This window comes from Insulibacter thermoxylanivorax (genome assembly GCF_015472005.1).
Taxonomy (GTDB): Bacteria; Bacillota; Bacilli; order Paenibacillales; family DA-C8; genus Insulibacter; species Insulibacter thermoxylanivorax.
In genome coordinates this window covers 234,898-254,472 of sequence record NZ_BMAQ01000001.1, presented here as the reverse complement: position 1 = coordinate 254,472, position 19,575 = coordinate 234,898, and the positions used below count along the sequence as shown (strand labels likewise).

The window sequence follows — 19,575 nt, the reverse complement described above, 5'->3', positions numbered from 1 at the left end:
TACTGACAGGACATTACATGTTCGTTCTGCAGTTTTCAAAGAACAAGCGTGTTGATCTTGTCTCTCGAGATCACTCGGCTGTTTCCGGCGTCTCAAGGCGACCATATTAGTATAACACAGTTTCAAACTTCAATGCAAGTGGTTGTTTTTGGCTCGCCATCATCTTCACGGTGATCAGCTATTCCGCCATCCAGCGTCATGACCAGCCGTCTCCACGTAAGTTCTGCGGAGAAGAATGCCGCGTTCCTTGGACAACCTCGCCTTGCATCCGTCGCCGTGTTCAGCGGCGGATATTTAATATATCATGTCTCAAACAAAACAGCAACAGGTCAATTATTGGTAATCACATTTTGGAGAAGCCCCAGTGAAACGTATATTCTGTCCAAGTACGGTGAAACTGATGAGCATAACCATCACATGTGCTGGATCTGTACCAAGATCCGAGCTAAGATGAATCGTGTTGATCATGAACCGCGCACGGTACTTGCTCACCAGACCATCTTCCTGAACTTTCGCTTCTTATACATACTGCTTGCCTGCTTTTGCCCGGTGTCACTAAGTATTACTAAGCGGCTGTCGGGGTGTGACATTCCTCACTTAAACGCTTACTCCCTGCTTATATAATCAAAGTATAGAAACCATTACTTATCAATTATCATGCCTAGGAGGATGATCGGCTTGACCGAGTACACCGCCACCATCGATGCCACGGAATATCCGCAAGAACAACGGCAGCAAGTCATCTTTGAAACCTTTCGTAAGCTGCAGCCCAGAGAGACGATGCTGCTTATCCATGATCAAAATCCTAATCGGCTCCATTTCCATTTTAACGTGATGCACGCGGGGGAATTTACTTGGGATTACCTGGAGCAAGGTCCTGAGAAATATCGTGTGATGATTTCCAAGATCGAGAGATAAAGACAAGATCAAGAGAGATAACAAGATGCCTAAGATCAACAATTGCCTAGGATGATCAGGTATACACCAACATATCATATGAACAACAAAACACCCCTTTGCTCTGCAAGTTCAGAGCCAAAGGGGTGTTTTTATGCTTTCATGCTTTCAATCCATCGTCTGATTGGCAGCGGCATGCGCCTGTTCAACGGTCTCTTGCTGCTGCACGCCTTCTGCTGCTTGACGGGAGTTTCTCTTATCATATCTGCGCTTCAGGAACACTCCCAACACTAAGAGCGGTGCAACGATCACTGATAGGTAGAGCGAAACCTCCTGCACCATTCCTTCCGCCGCTTGCCCGAACAGATGGAACAGCACACCTACGACATAGAATTTAACAGCCCTGCCGAGCGCGGCATAAGCGAGTAACTTCCATAGCGGGAAATTAAGAAATCCCGACAGGATGGTAAATACTTTAAAAGGAATGGGCGTAAAAGCGCCGATCAAAATCGCTGCTTCCCCGTTTTTCTGAAACAGCTTCGTCGCTGCATCCATCCATTGTTGTTTAAGAATACGATACAGTATCGCCTTTCCCAAAATTCTGCCGATCAAGTACCCAAACGGCGTGCCCAGCAAACATGCGATATAGCCGACGGTAGCCAGCCACAAGGCATCTTCGGGATTGACAAGACTCAAGGATACTTGCGTGAAAAAGGCTGGAATCGGGAAGATGATCGCATCGATAAACGAATGGATGATCAGCCCCCAAGCACCATATTCCTTTAAGAATTCGGCGATACTCTGTAACATTATCCAACTCCTGGTATATGACTTAAAATGGAAAGTTTACATATAATAACGAGCGCTGCTCATCATCGCCGGGGCCGCAGCATCGATCAGCTCCAGTGTCGAGTAATTGCGCTGCTGGATGATAAAATCTCGGAGTTTCCCGGAATAGATGAGCTTCAGATTCTCTGCATGGGCGAAGTCCGAGGGCTTCGTCAGCGCCGAGCACTTCGGCACGAGCGGCATTCCTGCTTGTTCAAACAAGAAGGCAACAAACTGGGAACAGAAAAACGCATAGTCCCGCTTAACCTGAATGTTGAACATCACTCCGAACAAGCCGAGCAAATTGTATTTGTAAAGGTGGGCTTCTCTTTCGAATTTGCGCACGCTGCTCTGGATTCTCCTATATTGATCCTCATCTATGTCGCATCGATAAATCGCACAGGTCGCATCACGGAATAACTCGCCGCAGAAATCTTCTTTCACGAATCCTCCGACGAAGGGATTGCCCGGCCGCTTGCGTCCGAAGCTGTACACTTCCGTCAGTTCAGGATCGAAGGCGATCGACGTATGATTGAGAGGCGCCCTTGTATACAAACGAATCATCCGTGTGAACCATGTACCCGTATCGGTCAGCACGATAAATACAGGTTTTTTAGACACGAATACTCACATCCATTGGTCACCAAATATGATCTTAATCCTATTGGAGTATACCAAACTCTATTATAACTGATATTACATCTTCTGCTAGTCCCTTTTTTCTATCTATAGTTTTAACGAATCCGATTTATGAAAAGTTGCAGTTCACCACGGGATGGAGATCTCGCCATTTGTACGCCCTTTTATCCTATCCTATGAGACGGTTGAGGAGATATGTTTAAATCCTGGCAAAAGCAAAAAAACCGGGTTCATGCAACCCGGCCGCATGCGCACACACGATTAAGCATCTAATTCACAGACTGCATCTGTCTTCTTCTCGCTCCGCTTAATAGAGCAAGGAGATCACAAGCAATTCATATAGAACGAGCGGCAAGATCACGCTGGAAGCTGGAGGATAGAAAACTCCTCCAGGGAAGAACTGTCTTTGGTCCACCCCTTGTGCAATGCTCAGATACAGGTGCTTATGATCCATGCCCATCAACATACCTTCATATACTTCACCGTCCATGGTCTGTACCCGAACGATGCGATTCATGCATGATTGGCAGCACTTGTGCACGCTTTCCCTGATCTGATGCAAAGTCTGCACTGCTTCTGGACTCGCCTGATAGACCATCTCTTTCATCATCATCCATCCCTCACTTGGTATCGGTACAGTACACCATATGCATGGGCGAATGTAAGGTGCCTGACCCCGGGCAAATTAGGCATATGACCCGTTCGGGCATCCTCCCGCTCCATCCTGTTCATGACACGCATCGACAACAAATATTGTAACGGATAAGCATGAAGCGCATGGTTATCCTAAATCACGGAAGACCACAATATCATGCAGAAAGGAAGTTGACGATGAGAAAGTGGATGCTGTCTCTAGCCGCAACTCTGATGCTTCTAGTTCTGCCCAGTACGGCGCATGCTGCCGGAGGTCGGGATGACAATGGCAAAGCCGGCAATGCTGTGCGGGGCAATCAAGTTGTAAACCAGATCAACGATATGACACGCCCGGACGGGGCCGTTATCCGTCACATGAACAACGGCGATTGGGGCATAAATGGACGCAGGGACAATTGGGACAACAATATGGCGACGCGCAGCGTCAACAATCGCACCTATCGCACAAATGCAACCGACAACGATACGGATTGGGGCTGGCTTGGTCTTCTGGGTCTGATCGGTCTTGCCGGCATGATGGGACGCGGACGCGATCGCGGTGATGCAAGATAATGTTTTTATAAGGAAATCATGACCTGAGTGCGGGGCCGTCGTGCCTTGCACTTTTTCTTAAGCTGAGGAAATGAATTGCGAATCGGACAGAGAATTATGTATGATGTATAGGAAAATCGAATTAAACGAAAGAAGGTACTCACGTGTTCATAGCACAAGACTGGAAGGACTACGAAGTGATTGACACCGGCAATGGCGAGAAACTGGAACGATGGGGCGGCATTATGCTGCGGCGGCCGGATCCCCTCGCCATCTGGCCGATTCAAGATCAACATGGGCTGTGGAAACAAGCTGCCGCCTGGTACCACCGCAGTTCATCGGGGGGCGGATATTGGGAATACACAAGAAAACTGCCGGAGCGTTGGACGATTCAATACGAGGAACTGGCGTTCCATGTCAAGCCGACGAACTTCAAACATACGGGATTATTTCCAGAACAGGCCGTGAACTGGCGCTGGATCATGGATAAGATCCGGCAGGCGGACCGACCGATCCGCGTCCTGAATCTGTTCGCCTATACCGGAGGCGCGACTCTGGCAGCAGCCGCTGGAGGCGCTGCAGAAGTCGTTCATGTCGATGCAGCAAAAAACATCGTCCAATGGGCCAAGGAGAACGCCGCACTGTCGGGATTAAGCGATCGGACCATTCGCTTCATCACCGACGACGTGTTGAAGTTCATCCAGCGTGAACAGCGGCGCGGCCGCCAATACGATGCGATCATCATGGATCCTCCTTCTTACGGAAGAGGACCCAAGGGGGAAATTTGGAAACTGGAACAACATCTCTATTCCCTCATTGAACAATGCATGAAGGTACTGTCTCCGCATCCCCTGTTCGTGCTGATCAATTCCTACACGACGATAATCTCTCCGTCGCTGCTGCATAATCTGATGACACTCACGCTGCACAAGCAGTTAGGCGGCAAGATCATCACCGATGAGATCGGCTTGCCCGTCACATCAAGCGGTCTGGTGTTGCCGGCCGGAATCTTAGGTCGATGGGAGGAGTGAGCTTGGTACAGATCTTATACGAGGACAATCACATCTTAGTCGCTGTTAAGCCGCCGAACATGCTCAGTCAGGAAGATGCCAGCGGCGACCCGGACATCTTGTCCATTCTTAAGCAAGATATCAAAGTGAGGTACAACAAACCGGGCAATGTCTATCTCGGTTTGGTGCATCGTTTGGATCGCCCCGTCGGTGGCGTCATGGTGTTCGCAAGAACGTCCAAAGCCGCCTCGCGGCTGTCAGATCAAGTGCGCAGACGGGATGTACATAAGCGATATTGGGCGATCGTCTATGGTCGTCCGCCCCGCCGTACAGAACGGCTGGAACATTATCTGGTTAAGAACCACCGTACGAATATGGTATCCGTTACCTCGAATCCCTTACAAGGTAAATCAGCGATTCTAACCTATCATTGCCTGGATACCATCGATCCGTTCAGCTTGCTGGACATCGAGCTGGAGACGGGCCGGCCGCATCAGATTCGCGTCCAGCTGTCCCAGATCGGCTGTCCCATCTTCGGCGATCAGCGCTACGGCCGCGATGTGAATCAGGCCGGGCAGCAGATAGCCCTTTGGTCGTACCGTCTCCAGTTCACGCATCCTGTGAAGAAGGAACCGATGCAATTTACTTCCATGCCGCCGGATGCTTATCCTTGGAACCTATTTGATCTTCATAACGTTTTGATATAGGGGGAATCAACAGAAGAGTTTAGGCAATTGGTGGACATGCCTGGAAAACAAATACTAGATTGGGAGATTAATATGATGAAAGATTCCGTTATTAGACATCTTAGAAGACTTATCATCGTGTTATGCATCTTATCTTTCACATGGATCATGGGGTGCGAAGCATCGCCGTCAACGGACCCGGCACCTGTGAACCATGATGCCGCCGATGCTTCTTCGGATTCGAAGAATGAACCGGAAGACGAAGCCGCAGGGCTGCCGCCGGAACCCTATACGGTGGAAGGGACCTTGATCGCTGTTGGGGATATCATGGTCCACTATCCGCAGCTGACAGCGGCTTATTCCGTTACGACGGCTACGTACTCCTTCGACGAAACCTTCACGGAAGTCGCTCCGATCTTGAAGCGCGGAGACTGGGTGATCGGCAATCTCGAGACCACACTGGCCGGACCGCGTTATCCTTATACCGGTTATCCGCAGTTCAACAGTCCGGATGAATTAGCGGATGCCCTGGTCAACGCCGGCTTCAATATCTTAGGGACGGCCAACAACCATGCCTTCGACCGCCGGGAAGACGGTGTGCTCCGCACCTTAGAGCAGCTGCGTGCCAGAAACATCGTCGCTGTAGGAACCCATGCTTCTCCGGAAGAGAGGGACCAGATTCAGATCGTCAGCAAAAACGGCATCGACATGGCACTGCTTGCTTACACTTATGGAACCAACGGCATCCCCCTGCCGGAGGACAAGCCGTATCTTGTCAATCTGATCGATGAAGAGCAGATGAAACGGGATATCGAACGAGCCAGAGAACTTCATGCCGATGTCGTCACCGTGCTGCTCCATTACGGCAATGAATATGACCGTAAACCAAGCGCTTATCAGAAGGAGTTGGCAGAGAAACTGATCCGCTGTGGAGCCGATATCATCTTAGGCAGCCATACCCATGTCGTCCAGCCGTATGAATGGATGGAGACGACGGATGCCTCCGGACAAACCCGCAAGGGACTTGTCATCTATTCGATGGGCAATTTTATCTCCAATCAAGGTCCCGAACACAATCTTCCGCTGTATACGGATGTCGGGGTGATCTTTGAGATCCAGATCCTCAAACACTATCCGGAGGAGCGGATCGAGATTGCTGCCGTAGAAAGCATCCCTACTTGGGTGCATAAGTACCGCGGCGCTTCCAAACGCCATTATCGCATCCTGCCGCTCGAAGAAGTTCTAACAGAGCAAGATGATAAGTGGTTGACTGAGCAAGATTACGCTTTGATGGCCTCATATCTGAATGAAATGAACCATCATCTGCAATCCATGATTGTGCCCGTACAAGGGGATTAACCATAAAGTTCTCCCGCTTCTGCAGGAGGACTTTAATTATCCAGAAAACCAAGTGTATGTTGTAAGTCAGGTTAATTCACCCTGCGCGGAGGATCGGCCAGCTGCGAATCCGGTGCGATCTTCCCCATCAAGTAACAAAGCAGCTTCTGATTATGCTCGGACAAGGCATCTAATCGGGATGCGAAATATCTCCTCCGTATCTCGATGCCTAGTTCATAGGCGTTCCTGCCTTTCTCCGTCACTTGCAGCCATACGATACGCCTGTCATGTTCGTCCCGCTCTCGAATCAGCAGTTCGTTCTTCTCCATGCGATCAACCAGCGTGGAGATAGCAGCGGGCGAAATCTCCAGATGCGCAATTAAGTCGGATGGTTTCGCCTTCACCATAGAGAGGATCAGTTCCAGGGTATACAGCTGCACCTCTGTCAGGTCCGGCGCCAGCTCCCTCTCCATATAGGCTTGATAATCACTCTGCATGGATAACCACAGCTTGGCAAATTGATCAGAAAACATCACAACCCCCCGACTTCGACACGTATTCGCTTCCATTATATCATATAGAAACATGTGGAAGTTAGAGGATTTCCCAAACTTATACAAACTTCGTTCAACAACGGCATACACAAAGCGGGTCCGATCCTGCTGAAAGCAGTTAGACCCGCTGTTGTCCACTGTTCCGCGCTGCGCCGTTATACCGCTAGATAAGCGTCACAAGCGGAAGATATTCTGAATCCGCTGATCCTTCGTGATCTTAACGACAGGTTTGCCCGGGGATTTGCGTTCTTCAATCGGCACCTGTTCCGTATGCACCGTTTGGATCTCCCCGTTTTCCAGAGCAACTGTCAGTTCATAGGCCTCCTTCACATAGAAGGCTTGAATCAGTTCGGTGCCGTTTGAACGCACCCGCTTCCCTTCCTTGAACTCGAAGGTGGCCACGCCCTTGCCGCCCCGTCTTTGCACAGGATAGTCCGCAACAAGCGAGCGCTTGGCAAAACCGCGATCCGAGAAGACGAGCACCTCGCCTTCGTCCTCATCCAGCCACAGCCCGGCGATCACCTCATCGCCCTCTGCCAGCTGAATGCCTCTTACCCCGCCGGATACTCTGCCCATCGCATTGACTTCATTTTCTTTGAATCGGATGCTCTGCCCGAACTTCGTGACAAGCAGCAGTTCCCGATCATTCGTGCTTACTTGTACGTCGATCACCTCATCGCCTTCTGCCAATCTGCACGCGGCTACTGCCGTCAAGCGGTTGGTCGCATATTCACTGAGCAGCGTTCGCTTCACCTGTCCTTGTTTCGTCAGGAATACCAAAGTCTTGTCCGGATCTTCATCGGCATGTTTGACTGGAATCACGCCGACGATCCTGTCATCCTTGCTGATCGGGATGACATTAACGATGGCTGTTCCCGTATCCCGCCAGCGATATTCAGGGATGAGGTGAACGGGAAGATGGAAATACTGGCCGTTGTTCGTGAAGATCAAGATGTTGTCAAGGGTGTTCACCTCGAAGATGCCGCGTACATAGTCGCCTTCCTTCATTCCCGTCGATTCGATCTCACCGCCGGAACGAGTGAAGGAGAGCATGCTGGTGCGTTTGATATACCCTTCATTGGTCAAGGCGACAATCACATCTTCCGGTGTGATCATGACCTCGAGGTTCACCTTGATCTCCTCGACTTCACCGCGAATCTCACAGCGGCGGTCGATGCCGTACGTGTCGCGAATCTCAAGCAGTTCGTCCTTGATGACCTTGATCAGCTTCTTATGATCGTCCAGGATGCTCCGCAATTCTTTGATTTTCTTCTGCAGGTCCTTCCGTTCTTTCTCCAAGGCGTGAATCTCCAGATTCGTCAGGCGATACAACTGCAAGGTGAGGATCGCATCCGCTTGCCGCTCGGTGAATTCATACTGATCAACAAGATTCCGTTGGGCATCCTGCCGGTTCTTCGAGGCTTTGATCGTCTCGATAACCTCGTCCAGGATATTCAGCGCCTTGACCAGTCCATCGACGACATGGGCTTTGTCCTCAGCGCGCTCCAGATCATACTTCGTGCGATAGGTCACCACTTCCTGCTGATGGGCGATGTACGCTTCGAGAATCGCTTTCAGCCCCAGCTGGCGGGGCGCCTTGTTCACGATCGCCACCATATTGAAGTTATAGGTGACCTGCAGATCGGTCTTCTTGAACAGGTAATTCAAGATGCCTTCAGCATCGGCGTCCTTGCGCAGCTCGATGACGATGCGCAGGCCCTCACGCCCGCTTTCATCCCGCACTTCGGCAATCCCCTCGACTTTGCGGTCAAGGCGGAGGTTCTCGATGGCGGTCACAATCTTCGTCTTGTTCACCTGATATGGAATCTCCGTGATGACGATCTGCTGCTTGCCGCCGCGCAGTTTCTCTATCTCCGTCTTCGAACGGATATAGATGCGGCCTCTGCCCGTCCGATATGCCTCACGGATCCCTTCTTCGCTCATGATAATCCCGCCCGTTGGAAAATCCGGCCCCTTGACAATCGTCATCAGTTCTTCCAAGGTGATCTCGGGGTTCTCCATCACCGCGATGCAGGCATCGATCACTTCCCGCAGATTATGGGGCGGGATCTCCGTAGCAAACCCCGCAGAGATGCCGCTCACTCCGTTGACCAAGAGGTTCGGAAAACGCGCCGGCAGGACAACGGGTTCCTTCGTCGTGTTATCAAAATTATCTTTAAAGGGAACGGTTGCTTTCTCGATATCCCGCAATAACTCCATCGCAATCGGACTCAGCCGCGCTTCGGTATAACGCATCGCGGCCGCCGGATCATCATCAATCGACCCCCAGTTTCCATGACCATCGATCAGCACATGACCCATCTTCCATGGCTGAGCCATGCGCACCATGCCGTCATAGATCGAAGCATCGCCGTGCGGATGATAGTTCCCCATGACATCCCCGACGGTCTTCGCCGACTTGCGGTAAGGCTTGTCCGGTGTGTTGCCCGCTTCATACATCGCATATAAGATCCTGCGCTGTACCGGCTTGAGGCCGTCTCGAACATCGGGAATCGCACGGTCTTGGATGATGTATTTAGAATATCGGCCAAAACGATCACCGACGATTTCCTCCAGAAAAGCAGGCAGGAATTGTTCTTGTATGCTCAAGTGTCTTCACCTTCTATTCTTCATACTCGGTAAAATCAACGTTCTCGATAATCCAGCGTTTGCGCGGATCCACCTTGTCGCCCATCAGCGTTGATACGCGGCGTTCCGCCTTAGCTGCATCGCTGATCTTAACCTGCAGCAAGGTGCGCGTCTCCGGGTTCATCGTCGTCTCCCAGAGCTGCTCCGGATTCATCTCACCCAGCCCTTTGTATCGCTGCAGTTCTACGCCTTTGCCCATCTCCTGCAGCAATTTCTGCAATTGCTCATCCGTCCATGCATAGCGCACGATCTGGGATTTGCCCGAACGTCTCGCTACCTTATAGAGCGGCGGCTGGGCGATGTAAACCTTGCCCGCATCGATCAGCGGCCGCATGTACCGATAGAAGAAGGTAAGCAGCAGCACTTGGATATGGGCACCGTCCGTATCGGCGTCGGTCATGATGATGATCTTGTCATAATTGCTGTCTGAGAGTTCGAATTCCGAACCGATGCCGGCTCCGATCGCTGCCGTGATCGCTTGATATTCGTCATTCTTAAGCACATCTGCAAGCTTGGCTTTCTCCGGGTTCATCGGCTTGCCCTTAAGAGGCAGGATCGCTTGGTAACGCGAATCCCGTCCCTGCTTCGCAGAGCCTCCCGCCGAATCCCCCTCGACGATGAACAGTTCATTGCGCGTAAAATCCTTCGACTGGGCAGGCGTTAATTTGCCGTTTAGGTTCGAGCTCTGGCTCTTACCCTTCTTGCCACTGCGCACTTCTTCCCGCGCTTTGCGCGCCGCATCCCGCGCCTTAGCCGCTTGAATCGCCTTCTTCACCAGATTCTGTGCGATCTGCGGATTCTCTTCGAGGAATATCGCCATATGGTCCGCAACGACGGACTCCACGGCACTGCGGGCCTCAGCGCTGCCCAGCTGATCCTTCGTCTGACCGACGAATTCCACATCCGACATTTTAAGATTGACGACGGCCATCATCCCTTCGCGCAGTTCTACGCCGTCGAGATTCTTGTCCTTCTCCTTCAGCAGTCCGGTCTTACGGGCATATTCATTCATCACCCGTGTGAAGGCGGACTTGAATCCCGTTTCATGGGTACCGCCGCCGCGGGTTGGGATGGAGTTCACGAAGGAGATGATCGTCTCCGTGTACCCATCATTGAACTGGATGGCGATCTCCACTTCGACATCGTCTTTCTCTCCGATGAAGTGGATCGGTTCGTGAAGCGTCGTCTTATCCTCATTCAGATAGGCGACGAACTCCTTCGCCCCGCCGGTATAGTGGAACAGTTCTTCCTTGCCGCTCCGCTCATCGCGGATGCGGATGCTTAATCCAGAATTCAAGAAAGCGATTTCTTGCAATCTTTCGGCGATTTGATCATATTGGACGCTGATGCCGCCGGTGAATACTCGGATATCCGGCTTAAAGGAGACCTTGGTGCCCGTCTTCCTGGTCTTGCCGATCACTTCGAGTCCGGTCACAGGCTCTCCGACATGTTCTACGCCATTATCGTCTACCCAGTATTCAAAACGCTGCTTATGTATCAGTCCATCCCGATAGATCTCCACCTCAAGCCATTCGGACAGGGCATTGGTCACCGAAGCTCCTACGCCGTGCAGTCCCCCTGACTTTTTGTAACCTGAACCGCCGAATTTGCCCCCTGCGTGGAGCACCGTGAACACCACCTGAGGTGTCGGGACACCGGTCTTATGCATCGCAGTGGGAATGCCGCGGCCGTTGTCGACGACGGTGATGGAATGATCTGCATGAATCGTTACCTCGATCTCGGTGCAATAGCCGGCGAGATGTTCATCCACCGCATTGTCCACTATCTCCCACAGAAGATGATGCAGCCCGGAGGACGACGTGCTTCCGATATACATCCCCGGACGCTTGCGGACAGCTGTGAGCCCTTCTAAGACTTGAATGTCATCCGCACCGTATCCGTCTCCGCCGCCGTTTGCGTCCGACGACTGAAGCGGAAATAACTCCAGCTGTTCTGACATGTATGTTCCTCCCATCAACCTTATATTCAGTAAGTATAAAAGTTCAATCCACATGAATGCAAGCCGCGCATCTCTAAGCAGTGCACGCGCGAGCATTTGTCTGTTCGTCTGTCAACGGCCTGATGTTATTCACTTGTCCTGCCCGATCGGCCATGCAACGTACACAAAAAAACCGATGGCTTCGATCATGGAGATCGAGTCACCGGTTTCTAGTGTAGCATATTTTTAGACGGCATTTACATCCAAGAATTCATATTGCGCTTCAATAAGCGATCGATAGGTGCCGTTCTTCTCCATCAATTCATCATGCCTTCCCTGTTCGATAATCTCTCCGTGATCAAGGACGATGATGTTGTCCGCATGGCGAATCGTCGACAGGCGGTGGGCGATGATGATCGATGTACGACCGCTCAACAAGGTCCGCATCGCCTCTTGAATCTTCAACTCTGTCTCCGTATCGATGCTCGCTGTCGCTTCATCGAGTATGAGGATCTTCGGATCGGCAAGCAGTGCACGCGCGAAGGACAGAAGCTGCCGCTGCCCCATCGATAACACACTGCCGCGCTCCTCTACCTGGGTATCATACCCCTGCGGCAGCCGGACGATGAAATCATGGGCATGCACGGCCCTCGCCGCCATCTCTACTTCCGCATCCGTCGCATCTGGACGGCCGAAGCGGATATTATCCCGGATCGTGCCGGAGAAGATGAAGGTATCCTGGAGCACGATGCTGATCTGCGAGCGCAGGCTCTGCAGCGTAACATCACGAATGTCATAGCCGTCGATCAGGATGCGTCCGCTCTTCACATCGTAGAAACGGCTGAGGGCATTGATGATGCTGGTCTTCCCCGAACCGGTGTGACCGACCAGAGCCACCGACTGCCCAGGTTTGATCTCCAGATTGATGTAATTCAAGGCGTTGCGCTTATTGTCATAAGAGAACACCACATCCTCGAAGACGACGTGCCCCTCGATCGGCGGCAGTTCGATCGCATCTGGCTTCTGCTTCACATCGGGCTGTTCATCGATGAACTCGAAGACCCGCTCCGAAGAAGCCATCGCGATCAGCAGCTGCGAGTACATCTGACCCAGTCTGACGATCGGCTCCCAGAAGTTCCCGATATAGGTAGCGAACATCACCAACGTACCTACGGTGATCGCTTCCGTCTGCGCCAGATAAGAACCATATAAGAACAGGATTAAGATGCCGACCGCCGAGGTGATCTCGATGATCGGACCGAAGGATTGGTTCAATGCAGAAGCGCGGTTCCAGGAACGGAAGTTGCGGTTGTTCATTCGTTCGAAGAATGCGATGTTTTCCTGCTCCTGGGTATAAGCCTGTGTAACCTTGATGCCTTGGATGCTCTCATTCAGGTGAGAGTTAATCCGCGACTGGTTCATCCGTACGGCCTGCCATGCCCGGCGAATCTTCTTGCGCAAGTTCGTCGAGACATAGAACATGATCGGTACCGTGATCATCACAGCAAAACCAAGTTTGAAATTGATCGTCAGGAGGATGATCACGATGCCCGCCAATTGCAGCATATCGACGATCAAGTTGACGATCCCGCTCGTGAACAATTCCTGCAGTGAGTTGATATCGTTCGTCACTCTCACCAGGATGGAACCTGCCGGCCGCTTATCGAAGAAGCGGAAGGAGAGACTTTGAATATGCTTAAACAAGGCAGCGCGCAAGTCATAGATCACTTGTTGACCGATGATGTTCATATGTTTGATCCGATACCGGTTCATCATCATCTGCAGGATATAGAGAGCCAAGATCACCGCTGTAACCGTGATGAGGAGCGGCGCATTCTTCCCCGCGATCGCTAAGTCAATCGCCGCATAACCGATCAAGAAGGGGATCGTTACCCTGGTCAAGGTGCCGATGATCGTCGCGATGATCACTGGAATAAGCTGCTTCTTATATGGAAGGATATATTGGAGAAGCCTTCTCATCTGCTCCCAGTTAAAGGGTTTCTCGATCATTTGGTCATCCTGATAGATGAACCTCTCCCTTTTGTTCATGTCTTGCATGGGCTGCTTCTCTTTACTCATTCACGGCACCTCCCCTCGCCTGCACCTTGTAACGGATCTCTTCCGGTAGATCGCCGAATTGGATATCATAGGTATCCCGGTAATAGCCGGGCACCTGGATCAATTCTTCATGGGTGCCGCGCTGCACGATCTCACCCCGGTCGAGGATCAGGATCTCATCCGCATGCTTCAGCGATGAGATGCGATGGGCGATGATGAAGGTCGTCCGGCCCTTCATCGCATTCTGCAGCGCGCGCTGAATCTCGTGTTCCGTCTTCATGTCGACGGCGCTTGTCGAATCGTCGAAGACGATGATCTTCGGATCGAAGACCAATGCCCGAGCGATGGCCAAGCGCTGCTTCTGTCCTCCGGACAGCCCCAGGCCTCGCTCACCGACGATCGTGTCGTAGCCTTCCGGCAGTTCCATGATAAAATCATGGGCGCAGGCGAGTTTCGCCGCTTCGATGACATCCTCCATCGTCGCCTCATCGCGGCCGTATGCGATGTTATTGCGGATCGTCGATGAGAACAGGAAGGTCTCTTGGAAGACGAAACCGATCTGCTTCCGCACGCTCTCCGGAGTCAGCGTGCGGATATCATGGCCGTCGAATAAGATCTGACCGGATTGGATATCATAGGCACGCATCAAAAGCTGTACAAGGGTGGACTTTCCAGCACCGGTTCCGCCCAAGATGCCGATGATCTTCCCAGGATAGGCATGGAAAGATATATCCTTCAAAGCCGGCGGATTGTCCGGATAATGGAAGGTCACGTTCTTGAATTCGACTTCACCCTTGAATTCATCGCGGTCCAGATGCTTTGCGCCTTCGATGCCCTTGATGTGGACTGGATGATCGGTGATCTCCTTGATTCGCTCCACCGAAGCCTTCGCTTGGGTATACATATTGATATGGAAGCCCAATCCCCACATCGGACCGATGATGTACCAGATCAGGGACGAGAAGGATACCAGTTCACCGATCGAGATCACGTCGTAGATGACGAACAGACCGCCGGCTGCGATCAGGATGACAATCGATGTATTAGCAAGGAACTCCATGACAGGAAAGAATTTGGCCCAGATTTTGGACGCATGCACGTTTTTGTCCTGATAATCTTCGTTAACGGACACGAATTTGTCCACTTCAAAGGGCTCGTTCGCAAAGGACTTCACCGCCCTCATGCCGGTGATGTTTTCCTGCGCCGCAGTGTTAAGCTTCCCCATCGACACGCGGATGGCACGGAATGCCGGGTGAACGTGACGCTCGAACTGCAGAGCACGAAGAGCCAGCAAAGGCATGGGAATCAAGCTGATCAGCATCAATTTCCAGTTGATAATCCCCATCGTGATCATACCGACGGCAACCATGACGAACACATTCAGAAATTGTGCAAAACCAAACGCCATAAAGCCGCGGATCCCGTCCAGATCTGCCGTCAGGCGGGACATCAGATCCCCCGTTTTCGCGCGGTCATAATACTGGAACGAGAGCTGCTGCAGTTTCTTATACAGCGTGTTACGCATGTTATAAGCGATCGTATTACCGAATCGGGTTCCCGTGAAACCGTGTCCATATTGGAATGCGGCCTTCAAAGTGATGAAGCTTACGACTAACAATGACAACTCGATGACCCGATCGAAGCGGCCCATGTTGATATCATCGATCAGATTGCCAAGCAGGATCGGGTATGCCACGCCGAGTCCTGTGGCGATGATCAAGAAGACGATCGACATGTACAGCCACCATCGGTGTTTCCAATAATAGTCTCTAAGATCCTTAAACAAGTCTCTCCTCTTCCCTTCCCGTTCAAATGTTAACCTTCATTGAAATGAACAGTTATTCAGCAAGTTTAACATCGTAAACTATTGGCGGCAATCACGATATTCCCCCATAAACAGCGATTAACAAAGGAATCATCGCAAAAACCATCGCCCGCATCGCTGCAAAAATACGAATCCTGCCAATCCCTCAAGTTTTTGAATCTGCTGCTCAAAACAAATACTGCCTCACATCTGGCTTAAATGCCGGAGTGAGACAGTCTATGACGAAGTTTTGTCGATTAGGGGCATACAACCTATTGTAAGACATTCGCCTGATGATCAGGCGTCTCATGATCGGGGAAGAGTATCTCGAAGACATCCCGCCGCTGCAAGATCGTGATATCGTCGTCCTTCATCACAACAACATCACGCCGGGAGCGCATCCGGTTCAGATAATGCTCGGGCACGCTGCCCGATTCGGTGACGACGATCCCGTCGATCACCGTCTCCTCATCTTCCTGTAAGTTCGCCCTCCGAACCTTCTCATAAATATCGGAGAATAGGTCGAAGCGATCCGTATAGACGGATATGCATCTCACATGAAATCCCACCTTTAATCGGTATGAGTTATGTCGCTTTGCTCTTATGAGTAGCTTTCCTAGTCTCTTGGGATTTCATGCGCTTCTTCCCATATCGGCATACATCTATAAGCGGACAGATCTCGCACTGAGGCGCCCTTGCCTTGCAGTGATATCTGCCGAAGAAGATCAGCCGGTGATGGGTGATCGTCCATTCATCCCGCGGCACTTTCCGCATAAGCTTCTTCTCAACTTCCAGCACCGTATCCTTCTCCGCTGCCAGTCCCAGCCGCTTCGATACCCGCTCAACATGGGTATCGACAGCAATGGCTGGGACGCCGAAGGCGTTGGAGATAACAACATTCGCTGTCTTGCGCCCCACACCGGGCAGCTCGACGAGTTCTTCATACGTATTCGGTAACTGGCCGTCATACTTCTCGATCAGGATCTGACACAGCTTTTGGATATTCTTCGCCTTGTTGCGGTAAAGGCCGATGCTGCGGATATCCTGTTCAAGTTCTTCCAACGGGACAGCGAGATAGTCTTCCGGCGTTTTATATTTTTGGAAGAGATCGGCGGTGACCTTGTTCACGGTCTCGTCCGTGCACTGTGCGGACAGCAGCACAGCGATCGTCAGTTCGAAAGGATTCGAATGATTCAGTTCGCATTGCGCATCCGGGAACATCTCGCCGATCGTATCCAAGATATAACGCACTTTCTGTTGGTGATTCATCGATGATTACATCCTTGAATTATAATTTGTCAATCTCGTAGATCACACCATTTACGACGTACACATAGACGCGGTCGTTCTTCTTCAGATCGTTCAGGGAGATCTTCGAGTTGCCGGCGCGAACGATGACATCCGGCGCGAGCTGCATCTTCTCTACCTCGCCCATCTGATTCACGAAGGAGATCTCGCCGATGGATTCCACTTGGTTGATGATCTTCATCTGTCTAAGCACAACTTGCGCGAGCGTATAACCCTCATGATCTTGGGCGATGCTGATGCGGTCTCCCGGGTTCAGCGCACTGATCTCGATCTTCTGCGCACCTCTGGTCAGTTCGAAGTTCTTCGATGTATCGATGATGAGGATCTGCCCATCATGCGTCTGTACCGTTAAGTTCTGATAGAGACGGTCGGCATGCTCAACAGTGCCGAACTTGTAATCCAGGATGTTGATCGATTCAGCGGAAGAACCGTAGTAGGTGACGGTTACGATCTGACCTGCGGATAGATCATGAATCGTTGCATACGGCTTCGATGGATGATGGATCGCCAGGCTGCTGTTCAGCGATAAGTAGCGCTTATTGTTGTTCTCATCCAGGGCTGTGATCATGCGGTTCGTCGCATTGATCGTCTCGATCGTATGTTTCAGCGTCCGCTTCACTTGAATCTGTGTAACAAGCAGGTCTTCCGGCGAGAGGACAACCCTGACTTCATCGCCGATCTTCACATCGGACAGCGTGGTCGACGATTGATTGATGATCTGCACGAACGCATAAGGGCTTAAGTTCAGCGAGAGATCACCGATGGCAGGATTGCTGATCACAATCTTGCGCGCCGCCGGGTTGTAGTCCTTAACCTTGCCCGTGTAGCCCTCGGAGCGCTTGATACGCTGTACATATTCCCCGGATAACACCACATCGATGCGCTGCTTCTCGGTGATGTACTTCGAGAGCTCGCTGACCGGATACTCCAGCCCGTAGGCTTCAAGGATCGTATCCTCTGTCAAGTATAATAACCGCGGAGCTTTGTCCACTTTCACGACGATGAATTCCAGATTCTCATCCACGCTCACAAGCTCCAGCATCTGCAGATGTTCGACATTGCGGTTCTCAACCTTAATCGACCTTACAAGGCCGTTTCCGTCAAAGGTTAACATCAAGATATCGCCGGAGAAAATATCATTGGTCGTCGCATAGACCATCCCCTCGATATGAACAGCGACGTCCTCAGCAAGATCGTATCCGCGCGCCCCTTCTTCGTTCCTTACGAAGATGGTGGTTTTCTTCTCATTGAACCCTTCGAAGGTTCCTTTCACAGGTTCTACATACTTCGCCGTGACCGTGATCTCAGTGACGAAGCCGTTCAGCACGCGATAGGCAATCTCATCGGAGATGACGAGATCGTCCAGCGTTAAGGATTTGCCTTCGTGGGTAACGATCACTTGCTCGACGAGCGGATAGGTCTCCAGACGATTCGTTTCCTCGTCGAGGATCGTGATCTCTTCAGGATTGATATTCGAGATCGTTCCGGAAGAACGCTTGCTGATCGGCTTGTCCTTCACGACAATCTCGATGATGCGGCTGGACAAGGTGCTCTTCTTCAGCTCGATCTCGCTTAACGGAATCAGCTGCGACAGGCTGGAGCCCCTGCCATCAACATCGATGACAGCGACGTTTTCATCCAACTCAAATTCTACTTCTTGACCATCTATTTTGATCTTAATAATGCGCGCAGCCGTATCCACCCTCTCGAACTGACCGAAGATGGATTCCGTCGGTTCGCGGTCGCTGATTACTTCAACATAGACCGCCAAATGATCGCGCAATACGACATAGACTTGCTGCCCGACAGCGAGATCGGACTTCAGGATCTGCTTATCAGCATCGAAGCGGTAATAAGCCGTGCTGTTCCCTAAGGAGATCATATGCACCTGCCCGCTTTCATCGCGTACGCGCAGCGTATCCGCGGTAATCGCTGTGAGGGCGCCTTTGATCACAGCCTCGCTTTGCGGCAGGTATTGCTCAGCGCGCGCAAAGATCGCTGCCGTCTGTGCACGGTCGATAGACTGCAGCGGGAGGAACTCATTGGAGCTCGTTCCCGTGATGATGCCTAGATCTACAGCCACATTCACATAGCCGAGTGCATCGGCGGAGATATCATGGTTGTCCTTGAAGCTGGCAGCCCGATCCGCTGACTCCTTGGCTTCCTGATCCTTGCCCAAGGCGCGGATGATCACCTTGGCCACCCATTCCCGCTTCGCGGTTCTCTCGCCCCAATTGATATGGCCGTTGTTCTTCAGCTCTTCGCTCGGATCTAAGATGCCTTCCTGCAGGGCATAGAGGACATATTTCCTCGCCCAGTCGCTCACTTGCAGGGAAGTGCCCATATTGCTTAACTTGTCCGCCTCTTCTTCTGCTCCCATGAGACGTACAGCCATCGCAATGATCTCTTGCTGCTTAACATTAATCTGTGCTCCGTATGTACCGTCGCCCAAACCATTGACAATTCCCAGTGCAGCCAGTTTGGCGACATATCTTTGCGACCAGTGATTCACCGTATCCGGGAAGATGATCTTCACCGCGGAGTCAGCATTGCCACTGGAAGCTCCCGTTGCCGCGAAAGCATATGTTCCGCCGAAAGCCATGAGCAGCACCAGGGTCCAGGCGATAATTCGATGAATGCGTTGTTTCATGTCCGAGTTCCCCTCTCCGTTATAAGTTCG

Annotated in this window: 16 protein-coding genes; 5 read left to right on the top strand and 11 right to left on the bottom strand. The window is 51.6% G+C overall.

The genetic code is table 11. The features are described from left to right. The first annotated feature begins 678 nt into the window (after positions 1 to 678). Positions 679 to 918, top strand: a complete 240-nt coding sequence (locus tag PRECH8_RS01240; RefSeq protein WP_200965266.1) for a DUF2249 domain-containing protein — start codon at positions 679 to 681, stop codon at positions 916 to 918. 147 nt (positions 919 to 1,065) lie between these two features. Here PRECH8_RS01240 and PRECH8_RS01235 read toward each other — a convergent pair whose 3' ends face one another. From PRECH8_RS01235 to PRECH8_RS01225, 3 genes are all read right to left on the bottom strand, one after another. Next, on the bottom strand, positions 1,066 to 1,707 hold the full coding sequence (locus PRECH8_RS01235; RefSeq protein WP_200965236.1) for a YqaA family protein: 642 nt from the start codon (positions 1,705 to 1,707) through the stop codon (positions 1,066 to 1,068). 36 nt (positions 1,708 to 1,743) lie between these two features. Continuing rightward, the gene (locus PRECH8_RS01230) at positions 1,744 to 2,346 is read right to left on the bottom strand and encodes a hypothetical protein (protein ID WP_200965235.1); all 603 of its coding nucleotides are present in this window, start codon (positions 2,344 to 2,346) and stop codon (positions 1,744 to 1,746) included. 325 nt (positions 2,347 to 2,671) lie between these two features. Beyond that, positions 2,672 to 2,881 (bottom strand): LSm family protein, encoded by a 210-nt coding sequence (locus tag PRECH8_RS01225; RefSeq protein WP_242457358.1) that lies wholly within the window; start codon positions 2,879 to 2,881, stop codon positions 2,672 to 2,674. 314 nt (positions 2,882 to 3,195) lie between these two features. Here PRECH8_RS01225 and PRECH8_RS14410 point away from each other — a divergent pair, with 314 nt between their 5' ends. The 4 genes from PRECH8_RS14410 to PRECH8_RS01205 all read left to right on the top strand — a co-directional run bounded on the left by PRECH8_RS14410 (position 3,196) and on the right by PRECH8_RS01205 (position 6,604). Further along, on the top strand, positions 3,196 to 3,570 hold the full coding sequence (locus PRECH8_RS14410) for a WGxxGxxG family protein (RefSeq protein WP_242457357.1): 375 nt from the start codon (positions 3,196 to 3,198) through the stop codon (positions 3,568 to 3,570). Positions 3,571 to 3,713: 143 nt separating this feature from the next. Then, positions 3,714 to 4,580, top strand: coding sequence for a class I SAM-dependent methyltransferase (locus tag PRECH8_RS01215; RefSeq protein WP_200965233.1), 867 nt, complete (start codon positions 3,714 to 3,716; stop codon positions 4,578 to 4,580). After that, positions 4,568 to 5,266 carry an RluA family pseudouridine synthase gene (locus tag PRECH8_RS01210; RefSeq protein WP_200965232.1) on the top strand — a complete coding sequence of 233 codons (699 nt, stop codon included), beginning with the start codon at positions 4,568 to 4,570 and terminating at the stop codon, positions 5,264 to 5,266. Before PRECH8_RS01215 ends, PRECH8_RS01210 begins: the two co-directional genes overlap by 13 nt. A gap of 147 nt (positions 5,267 to 5,413) precedes the next feature. After that, positions 5,414 to 6,604, top strand: a complete 1,191-nt coding sequence (locus tag PRECH8_RS01205; protein ID WP_242457356.1) for a CapA family protein — start codon at positions 5,414 to 5,416, stop codon at positions 6,602 to 6,604. Positions 6,605 to 6,675: 71 nt separating this feature from the next. Here PRECH8_RS01205 and PRECH8_RS01200 read toward each other — a convergent pair whose 3' ends face one another. The 8 genes from PRECH8_RS01200 to PRECH8_RS01165 form a co-directional block, all read right to left on the bottom strand. Next, positions 6,676 to 7,116 (bottom strand): MarR family winged helix-turn-helix transcriptional regulator, encoded by a 441-nt coding sequence (locus PRECH8_RS01200; RefSeq protein WP_200965230.1) that lies wholly within the window; start codon positions 7,114 to 7,116, stop codon positions 6,676 to 6,678. 195 nt (positions 7,117 to 7,311) lie between these two features. Then, the gene (gene gyrA / locus PRECH8_RS01195; protein ID WP_200965229.1) at positions 7,312 to 9,747 is read right to left on the bottom strand and encodes a DNA gyrase subunit A; all 2,436 of its coding nucleotides are present in this window, start codon (positions 9,745 to 9,747) and stop codon (positions 7,312 to 7,314) included. Positions 9,748 to 9,760: 13 nt separating this feature from the next. Beyond that, the gene (parE, locus tag PRECH8_RS01190; protein ID WP_200965228.1) at positions 9,761 to 11,746 is read right to left on the bottom strand and encodes a DNA topoisomerase IV subunit B; all 1,986 of its coding nucleotides are present in this window, start codon (positions 11,744 to 11,746) and stop codon (positions 9,761 to 9,763) included. Positions 11,747 to 11,971: 225 nt separating this feature from the next. Beyond that, positions 11,972 to 13,804: an ABC transporter ATP-binding protein gene (locus PRECH8_RS01185; protein ID WP_200965227.1), complete on the bottom strand. Its 1,833-nt coding sequence runs from the start codon at positions 13,802 to 13,804 to the stop codon at positions 11,972 to 11,974. Then, positions 13,797 to 15,518 carry an ABC transporter ATP-binding protein gene (locus tag PRECH8_RS01180; protein ID WP_200965226.1) on the bottom strand — a complete coding sequence of 574 codons (1,722 nt, stop codon included), beginning with the start codon at positions 15,516 to 15,518 and terminating at the stop codon, positions 13,797 to 13,799. Before PRECH8_RS01180 ends, PRECH8_RS01185 begins: the two co-directional genes overlap by 8 nt. Positions 15,519 to 15,859: 341 nt before the next feature. Beyond that, entirely contained in the window at positions 15,860 to 16,144 is a 285-nt protein-coding gene (locus PRECH8_RS01175; protein ID WP_200965225.1) for an NAD/NADP transhydrogenase alpha subunit, read from the bottom strand. A gap of 28 nt (positions 16,145 to 16,172) precedes the next feature. Next, entirely contained in the window at positions 16,173 to 16,856 is a 684-nt protein-coding gene (gene nth, locus PRECH8_RS01170; RefSeq protein ID WP_200965224.1) for an endonuclease III, read from the bottom strand. 19 nt (positions 16,857 to 16,875) lie between these two features. Further along, positions 16,876 to 19,545, bottom strand: coding sequence for an S-layer homology domain-containing protein (locus PRECH8_RS01165; RefSeq protein WP_200965223.1), 2,670 nt, complete (start codon positions 19,543 to 19,545; stop codon positions 16,876 to 16,878). Positions 19,546 to 19,575 lie beyond the last annotated feature (30 nt).